The sequence below is a fragment of the bacterium genome (genome assembly GCA_040755795.1).
Taxonomy (GTDB): domain Bacteria; phylum UBA9089; class CG2-30-40-21; order CG2-30-40-21; family SBAY01; genus JBFLXS01.
Window position 1 is genome coordinate 1 of sequence record JBFLXS010000123.1, and the last position, 10,019, is coordinate 10,019.

The 10,019-nt window shown below is 34.4% G+C and carries 5 protein-coding genes and 1 pseudogene; all 6 read left to right on the forward strand.

Features of this window, described 5'->3' with window-relative positions:
* Positions 1-711: 711 nt before the first annotated feature.
* Positions 712-891: pseudogene (locus tag AB1414_09425) on the forward strand (DnaJ domain-containing protein).
* A 1,003-nt stretch (positions 892-1,894) separates the two neighbouring features.
* On the forward strand, positions 1,895-3,322 hold the full coding sequence (locus tag AB1414_09430; GenBank protein ID MEW6607655.1) for a nitrilase-related carbon-nitrogen hydrolase: 1,428 nt from the start codon (positions 1,895-1,897) through the stop codon (positions 3,320-3,322).
* Positions 3,323-3,755: 433 nt separating this feature from the next.
* Positions 3,756-4,535: a HEAT repeat domain-containing protein gene (locus AB1414_09435; protein ID MEW6607656.1), complete on the forward strand. Its 780-nt coding sequence runs from the start codon at positions 3,756-3,758 to the stop codon at positions 4,533-4,535.
* A gap of 2 nt (positions 4,536-4,537) precedes the next feature.
* On the forward strand, positions 4,538-4,678 hold the full coding sequence (locus tag AB1414_09440; protein ID MEW6607657.1) for a hypothetical protein: 141 nt from the start codon (positions 4,538-4,540) through the stop codon (positions 4,676-4,678).
* A gap of 180 nt (positions 4,679-4,858) precedes the next feature.
* A complete protein-coding gene (locus tag AB1414_09445) occupies positions 4,859-6,064 on the forward strand; it encodes a HEAT repeat domain-containing protein (GenBank protein ID MEW6607658.1) in 1,206 nt (401 codons plus the stop codon).
* Positions 6,065-6,070: 6 nt separating this feature from the next.
* The coding region (locus AB1414_09450; GenBank protein MEW6607659.1) for a hypothetical protein at positions 6,071-10,019 on the forward strand (3,949 nt) is incomplete at its 3' end.

Consider the following 10,019-nt stretch of genomic DNA (forward strand, 5'->3'; position numbering starts at 1 on the left):
AAGTTCTCTTACCCTCTGTCCAAATTTGATTTGTATATCGCTCATTGCTTTTTTATCCTCTATAAATTTATATCATAATTAACCATAAAAGTGAATAGACGATAACTTTTTTTTACAGACGAAAATTGGGTGGACGCCATAAAATTGGGGAGGAGTAATATAACTAACTGAACTTTTGCAAAAATCCAAATTTCAAAGTTCAAATGACAAATGAAATCCAAAGTCCAAATAACAAAACTCTTTGACATTCAAGCAGTTGGCATTCATTTGACATTGGGATTTTGGCATTTGAGCTTACTTAAGCAAAAGCAACGGGTTACAGAAAAACGCAAAAGTCTAGTCAGTAAGTTAAATATAGGTTTTTGGCTATTAGTTAGATATTAGTTAAAATTGGAGTTTTGAGCAAAAGAGGGTGAATTGTCTTCTCGAATAGCCATGAGAAGTAATTAGTGAGGAGTTAAGAGGAGAAAGATGACCTAAGTAGAAAGATTAATTTTGAAATTTATCCCAAAAGAAGTCAAAAGTAGATTTTGGACTCTAAAATCCAACATAAAAATCCTAATTTAATTGTCAACACTCACTCACGGTCTGACCCCAATAGTTCCTCAAAAGACGGGCATTTTCTAAAAAACGACTTTTTCAACACCCTCTTATAAAATTCTTGACAATTTAATTAATAATGTGATATAATGAATACTGAAGAGAATAATAATGATAAAGAGTAAATCAGCGTATTATAAGGTATTAAACTTAAATCCTATGGCTAATTTAGAGGAGATAAAGAAGGCTTATCGCCAATTAGCCAAGGTCTATCATCCTGATTTAAATCCAGGCAGGGAAAAAGTTGCTGAAGAGAAATTTAAAGAGATAGCCGAGGCGTATGATGTTTTAAAAAAGTCTGCACCATCTGAAGTAGGTATTCCTCGATATACAGCACCACAACCTCCACCAACACAAGAAAAATATCCATTTGAGCAAGATGCTTTTACTGATTTTGCTTATTATCCAACAACCTCATACCGCGATATATTTATAAATGTTTTTTTGACATTTAATTTCTATTTAAGTCTGGGAATTTTGGTATCTGCTCCTTTTTTACCTTTACCTGGTGCGGGAAGTGAAACGGTGTATTCATTGTGTGGTTCTTTAATCGTCCTCTATCTATTTTTTACCTATCAAGGATATTTTATTACCGGGTGGTTTTTTGGGATATTGGCATTATTGGGTTGGTTACCGGTGGTTCTGGGTGAGTGTTCGTGGAAGGTAGGAATTTTTACCTCAGCCGCTCCGCTTGGCGCGATATGTAGTGCAAGCATTACAGGCATACTTTATCTTTGCTTTAAACTTACTCAAGCGGCTATCGAAGGGGCTAAAAATATCTACTTTTACCTCGCTTTACCAAAGAAATAGAGAGTTATTCAGCCACGGATTGACACGGATTGGCACGGATAAATAGCAGAGGGCAGAAGGCAACAGGAGGAAAAACCTTCAGCCTAATTACGGACACGGATACCGGGATTAGTTAGGGTCAATTAGTTAGGGTCAGACCTTGACAGGCTGTTGACATATCTTTTCAGCGGTATAAGGGGGTGATTATTACACAACTTCTTGAGAATTAAGGGCTTGGAGTAAATGCAATGTTGGTGCAGATTTTCATTTATAATCAATGTTTTGATATATGAATGGACGAATAAAGCTATGTAAGTTTAGGTGTAATCTCTCAAGTGCTTTATTTTAATAGAGTTGTACATACATTAAAACTTCTTCCTCATCAAATGAACTATACTTTTTCTTGTCAACAGCCTCTCAAGATCTGACCCCAATATTCCCTGCTCATATCTCTCGAATTGCGTACGGAGAAAGAGAATAAAGAGAATAAAGAGAAATAATGAAAATGAAGAAAATAATTATTAAAATTTTTTTAATAATAGTTTCTGGTATTTTTTTAATTTTGGCTTTCCCGCCTTTTAATAAAGGAATATTTGCCTGGATAGCGTTAGTTCCATTTTTCTTTGCAATAAAAAATGTCAGCGGTAGAATAGCATTTTATTTGGGATTTTTAGTGGGAATGGTGTGGTTTGGAGGAACTCTTCATTGGTTATATGGAGTTTTTGGGGTTGCTTCAATAAGTTTAATTGCTATATTATCATTCTTCATTGGGCTTTTTGGAGCAGGACATTCCTTTTTTATACGAAGGTATAATCCTATTTTAACAATTGGTATAACATCTATTCTTTGGATCGCTATAGAGTTCTTTAGATCAGAATGTTGGACTCTAAAGTTTTCCTGGATGACTTTAGGGTATTCTCAAACTCAACATTTACTACTTCTTCAATTAGTAAGTATACTTGGAGTATATGGAATATCATTTCTCATTGTAATTGTTAATGTAGTTATTTACTTTACTATTGAAAATTGGAGATTGAAAGGAAAAATAATTACTTTATGGGGTATAATGGGAATAGGAATTTTTTTAATTTTACTTTATGGGAAAGCAGTAATCCCTGAGAATATCGAAGGAGAATATACTGTAGTTGGAATTCAAGATGAGTCTAGTTGCTTGGACAAATATTTAAAAAAAACAAAAACCATAAGTAATGAAAAACCAAATTTAGTAGTGTGGCCCGAGTATGCACTTTTAGAAAATGTTTTATCTGAACCTGAAATTTTGGATATACTTCTTTCTCTGGCATCAGAGGTTAATTCATATTTAATCCTTGGATGTACAGATACTGCTCGAAATCCTTCAGAATTTTACAATACAGCAATAATTATATCTCCTAAACATAAAGTGGTTGGAAAGTACTATAAGATGAATCCTATTCAGTTATTTAGTGATGGATTACATGGAAAGACTTATTCTGTTTTTCCTACTCCATTAGGGAAAATAGGAATAGAAATCTGTTATGATATGGACTATACTTATGTAAGCAGAAATTTAGTAAAGCATGATGCAGAAATTCTTGTTATTCCTACTTATGATGCAAAGAGATGGGGAAGAATACAACATTTACAACATTCAGCTATGACAGTATTTAGAGCAATAGAAAATAGAAGATTTGTAGTAAGAGTAGCAAGTTCTGGAATATCCCAGATTATTGATCCCTATGGAAATGTTCTTAATAGTCTTGGAGTTATGGAAGAAGGAGTAGTAATTGGCAAAGTCTCACCACAAAGATATTTATCTTTCTATACAAAATTTGGATGGTTATTTCCTTTTTTATGCCAGATTATTATAAGCTGGTTGATTATTACTAACATTATTGCTTACTTGAAGACAAGAAACTGGCTACTTCATTTTCCTTATAAAGAAGAAAGGTAAGGGTTCAGGTAGGATAAAAATAAGGAGAAATGGAGAAGATGGAGAAGTGGAGAAAAGAAGAGTTAAGTGATAGGATTATTAATGCCTGTATTAATGTCCATCAAAAGTTAGTGTCGTGTTGAACAAATAACGCATGGAATTTGATTCTGGTAACTGGTGATTGGTAACTGGTAATTAAATACCGTTTGGCTGAGCTCATGACGAAACTATTTAACCAATTACCAGTTACCAATTATCCGTTTGCAGGTTATGAAATCTGATGATACCCCGTGCAAAACTTACTCAACACCATACTAGGATTGATGTCCGAAGGGTGGAGCAAGAAAAAGTTTGAGCCATTTCTCCAATTCTCCCTTTTCCCCATTTCTCCTTGTTTACACTTCTAATGTATAGCCCTGAACGGTTACAAATAAAAAAAGGATGGTGAAGAAAGATGAAAAAATGGAAAAAGATTGTTTTATGGATAGCAGGAGGAATAGTGGTGCTAATGAGTATATTGATTATTTATGTTGCTGATATCTTGTTTTATATCTTCCCCAGAAAAGATACAGAAAAGATACGAAAGATTTTGGTAGAAGATTTTAAACGAGAGACTAGCTGGCAAAGACATCATTGCACACCGCCAATAATTTGGCCTTCTCCTTTTCATGAGCCTAAATTAAAGAGAATGGGAAAATCAATACTGCCTGTATTAATTGAGATTATAGAAGATGAGAAAGAAGATAAGTGGGTTAGAGATTTTGCCTCTGGCCCATTTGGTAATTGGGAAGAATCAAAAAAATATGTACCCAGATTGATTAAGATTTTAAAAGAAGGAGATGAGACAGGGCGAATAAGCGCAGTTACCGCTTTATATAGTATTGGATTGAAATACGAAGATAAGAGGGTGATAGTTCCCTTGATAGAAGCATCATTCTGGGACAAAGATATAAATGTTAGACATATTGCTTACGTCTGGTATGATATAAGCAAAAAGAAACCTGAATTGTTTAAAGGTAATCATAAAACTGTGAAACTATTAATTGAATATTTATTAACTGAAAAAATAGCTCATGGAACACGAAGAGGAGTAACTGATGCACTAGGAAATATTAATGATAAAAAGGCAATTGGACCTTTAAAGGAGATATTAAAGAGGAAGGATGAACATCCCCATGTCAAAAAAGCCGCAGAAGAGGCTTTAGAAAAAATATTAAATAAAGGAGATGAGTAAAAATGAATAAAAAGATAAATAAGGTATTAGTAACAATATTTACTATTTTAATTCTATTTATCCCTGTTTTCTCCACTGGAGATGATGAGGTTGAACCTCAACCAGGGGATGTATATTTTAGAACAGATAATGTCAGGCCATGACGCCATGACGCAAAGAAAAGTAAAAAAATAAGTTGTTAGAGTAAAGAAAGTGTGGTATAATGGTAGTTAAAGTCTTTTAAAACCACAAAGTCCACATAAGTCTTTGTGTTCTTTGTGGTTCAAAACATATAATCTGTCCAATCTGTGGACTAAAAAACAAAAAAGGAGTGTGAAGGAAAAATGAGAAAGAAAATATTAATAATTGGTAGTATTTGTTTAGTGGTATGTTTGGTGATAGGGTTAATAATAGTTAACTTCACCGCTGTGGTAAAGAAAAAAGATGGAGGTAAAGTTATCTTTGTAATGCACGATAAGATCGATAATATTACTCTCATTCCACTTAGAATTGCTAATCTAATCATTCCACCACCTAAACTGGCAAACAAAAAGCCAGAAGAAAGAAAAAGAATAGTGATAAACTATCTAAAGGAAATGGTAGAAGCAGAAAAGAGATGGCAGTTATCGAAAAGACTAGAAATAAGCAATAGGATACTTAAAATGGGGAATATAGTAGTTCCCACATTGATAGAGATATTTCGAGATACATCACAACCATTTATGGTTCGTTATGAAGCTGATACAATATTAGAGGATGCCCTGAGGTGTAAGAATAAAGCACCTGATGAGTTAGAGTGGATGTATAAAGAGTTTTATGAATTAGCTCAGAAGATTGATATGGAAAGTGCAGTTCCTATATTGATAGAAGTTGCTTGTAATAAGAATGAGGATAATAGAAGTAGAGGGGATGCTCTGAGTATATTAGGTAAAATAAAAGATAAGAGGGCGGTAGAACCATTAATCAGGCTGGCAGATGAAGAAGGGATTGGAATGAGGGCATTAGGAGAGATTGGAGATGAAAGGGCTATACCAGTATTAATAAAGGTAATGGAAGCGGATAAAGGCAAGGTATATCCTAAAGGAATTACACCGAGAAGAGAATTATGTATAGAAGCATTAGGGAGGATAGGTGGTAAGCAGTCAATAGAGGTATTAATGAATCTTTTTAAAGAGAATCCAAAAGATAGGGTAGTTATCAATGCCTTAGGAGATGCTAAGGCTAAAGAAGCTGTGCCTATGCTGATTGATATGTTAGAGAGAGAGAAAAACCATTTTGTAAGAGCAAGTATAATCATTTCTCTTGGAAAAATTAAGGATAAGAGAGCAGTAGAACCATTGATAAATCTTGCAAGAAAAAGGTTTAGCCCCCCCCCCCCAGAAGGATATGATGGTGAAGTAATAGAAGCATTAGGAGAAATTGGAGATGAGAGAGCAGTAGAAATTTTAGAAGAGTTATTACAAAGAGAGGGAAAAGGAGAGATAATGAGGAAATATCTGATAAAAGCCTTAAAGAAGATAACAGGCAAGGAATATAAATACAGGAGGTAATGGAAGATGAAAAAGCTTAAATTATTATTAGTATTGCTAAGTTTATTTATAGGATTTAGTGTTTATGCAAATGATGAGCAGGGAGAACCAACGATATACATAATCTATCGGGATACAAATGGAAAGATGGCTAAGACTCTATGGGAGGTACCATTTGGAACTGGACATGTAGGATTTTTGATTGTATATCCAGATGGCAGTTCTTATGTGGTTGATACTATTCCAGCAACAGGTGTAAGGAAAACAGATCTGGCTGGATTCAATGATGGTCTGGCACAAAATCTATGGTTTGTTGATGCTGGCTTGAGTTCAGAGCAAGTAAATGAACTTATTGATTGGTTAAATGCACGCGAGGGAATAGATCCTAAAACTGGAGAGCCAAAATATCCATTTTCTGTCATCGACCCAAAAGGACCAGATACATACGATTGTGTAGGATTGGTTGAGGCAGCGTTGGAATCCTTAATAAAAGATTATGGAGAGCAATTTAATCTTACTCCCGATGAAGTTGAAAAGGGGTATTTATTTCCTTATGAACAGCTACAGGAGGCATTAGCGAAATTAAAAGAAGTAGATATTACGGATATCTTTGGCGGAGAAGAGCTACCACAGCCGACTGATCCTGGGAATGATCATCCTGATGATTACATGGGTGTATTAGGTAAGCCGATACTTAAAGAGACGGAAGGACCGACGGCTAATGTTGCGGTACTTTATCATGGTTTCCCAAGAGAATCTTCAAGTATAATTGGTGATTCTTGCTGGCTTTGGCCTGATGTGGAAGTTGAGGTGATGAAACAATATCCTGCTTTAATTATTCCTTCTGGCGGATTTTTTGGGCTTAAGACTTCACAGATACTAAAGTATAAATTAAGAAAATATGTAGAAGATGGTGGGGTATTGGTCTGTTTTGCCCAGCAACAAGGCTATGAGTTTTCATGCCTGCCTGGGACTATCACCGCTTACGGCTGGGGTGAAGACCAGTCCTGCTGGCAAAATGCAGGTTATATCGATACCGACCATCCAATTTTTGCCTCACAAACTGACCCAACTCTGGATGCAGGTATCGATGGCTACTTCACTCAATGGCCAAATGATGCTACGATTTTACTTCGCAGAACTAAGAATCAAATGCCAGCGATGTTGATGTACAAGTACGGTTCTGGTACGGTTATTGCCTCGACCCTTTATACTGACTTTAGTTCAGCTTATAATCGAGCCTCAGATGAAGAAATAAGATTAATTAATGACTTAATTAGTTATGTTGAGGATATAAACAAAGAAATACCAGAATATAAGCCAGGGGATGAAATAAACCTGCCCATAAAAATCACCTACGAGGAATTCTATGAATTCTTCCAGGAAACCCCAGACAAGGCGACCCAAGTAGAATTCACTCTCCGTGATTCAGATAAAAAAACACTCTCCACCAACATCTTACAACTTGCTACTCCTCTTGCTTTAGGGCAATCCACCCAAATCAATTTCCAGACCATCTGTCCACAAGATAAACTCGGCATCTTCTGGATAAACTATACCTTAAAAGACCAGGCAGGTAATATTCTCAAGCCAGAGACAAAAGGTGAGCGGTTCTATGTATCAAGACATCTCACCGGCACAAAACCAATAGAAGGATTATCATTCTCTATCACCTCACCTACAGAATATTATTTCTATAACGATACAGCTACCTTTACCTTCCATTTATATAATCAAGGGACACAGACTCGTAACATTAAATGTGAATATGGCTTATTGAGTGAGGAAAGATTTACTAAAGTAGTTAATGTACCACCACAAGGGACTACCTTTACTACTTCTTTTAAGGTACTAAGTGCACATGGTTTATTTGCTACCTTCTATGATGAAAATAATCATGTAATTGGGAATGCCTCAAGGGCTATCTGGCTACATAACCCTAAACTTGATATTAAAATTAATACTGACAAGAAAGGGGATAAAGGAATAGTTACATTAGTTTTGCAAGATAAGGATAATAAATATAATTTAGGCTATAATCCAGAGGTTAGATTTAAGGTTACTGACCCAATAGGAGATGAAGTTTTTGCTACTAATACAACTTTAAGTATTACTCCTAATGGTTCTGTATCTACTACAATAGGTTTCCCTTTAATTACAGCAATGGGAGGGGTATATTTGATAAAAGTGGAGGTTTATAACAATGAGAGTAAAATAGGAGTATGGACAAGTTCTTTTGAAATACCAGAACCTGAAATTAGCAGTAATATAATTATTCCAGAGATTTTTGTACCAAATTCTACTAATACTACTTCATTTTTATTAAATAACATTAGTGCTAAAAGTATCTCAGGAGGTAGTATAACAATAGAGTTTAGAGACCAGGATTTAAACTTAATTTTTGGGAGTCAGAGTAATTTTGCGACATTATCAATATCTGGCTCTACTACTGTAAATTTTAATATTCCAATTGAAAGTATTAAGTTTGGTACATACAAACTTGTTTATATTATATATTATGAAGGGAAAAGTCTGATAGGTAAAAAAGAGATTTCTTGTAGTGCTATTACTAAAGTAAACCTTGATAAACCAGAATATCGAATAAGAGAAACTCTTATAGGTACATTGACTTTAATCAATTCAGGTAAATTTAAAGAGGATTTAGAAGCCACTATAACCATAGATGACTTAAATTTTGTTCCTACTAATACATTCAGTTTATTACCAGAGCAAAAATGGACTTTACCACTCAATATATCTATTCCAGAAACTTTAACCTCTGGGTATCATTATGGGACTATAAACCTCCATCTTAGCACTTCTACTAAATATAAACAATTTAGTTTTTATATCCCTCCTGCAGAATTAAAGATAGAGTTAGAGAAAAAAGATTACATAATTGGAGATATGGTAAATGTTACTATTAGTAATATAGGGGGTGTAGATGAAAGTTGTGATTATAAGATAAAATTGGCTGATAGTATTGGAGTTAAAATTTATGAAGCGAATAATAGAATTGATAAAATAGAACCGGGAAAAAATCAAATTATTTCTTTCCTTATTTCTGACCAGGCAGTGACGGATAATTATGTTATAAGTATGGAATATTATGGAGAGGAAAGAGGGACTAAAACGGTTTTTTTACCTCTTAAGATAACTGGTGTGATTAGCAATGTAGATATCTCTCCTGATAAAACTTTATATTCCTTTGGAGAGCCTATCTCTATTCAAGCAGATATATTCAATCAAGACTACTCTATAAATAATGGAAAACTTAATCTTAAAATATACAGGAATTTAAAAGAATTTAGTAAAATAGAGGGGATTTCACCTTCATCTATTGGTGTAGATGATGATAATGTCTGGTTTACTATCAGCGAGAGGTTGATTAGATATAATAAGGTTACGGGCACAACTACTTCATATGATATAGCGGATGAGGTACCAAGTCTTTGTGTAGATGAAAATTATGTATGGTTTCTTGATCATGATACAGGATTAATAGAAAGGTTCAATAAAGGAAGCGGTCAAGTAGAATATTTAGAGGAGAAGAATAAAGTAGGTCCGGACTGGGAGAGATTCCCTGCTTATAAAGATATAATCGAGGACAATCAAAATATATGGTTTAGTTCCACTTGTTTCTCCTATCACTCTCCAGGACCACTAGAAGATACAGATTATCTTCTTGAAGTAGCCTTACATCAATATAACAAATCTGCAAAGCAAGAGACTATTATCTGGAATTATTCAGTAGAGTCCACAGAAGAACCTGACATAATTAATTATCTCCCTCTTTGTGTAGATGAAAGATATGTTTATTTTGGAGTAGAAAAGGTATATCCTGATGGAAATAAAGTACTTAGATATGATAAGACCAATGGGGCTGTAACTACCCTATTGACCAGAAATGAAGAAATTACCTCACTTGCAGTGGATGAGAACCATCTCTGGATTGGAACAAATGACAAATTAATAT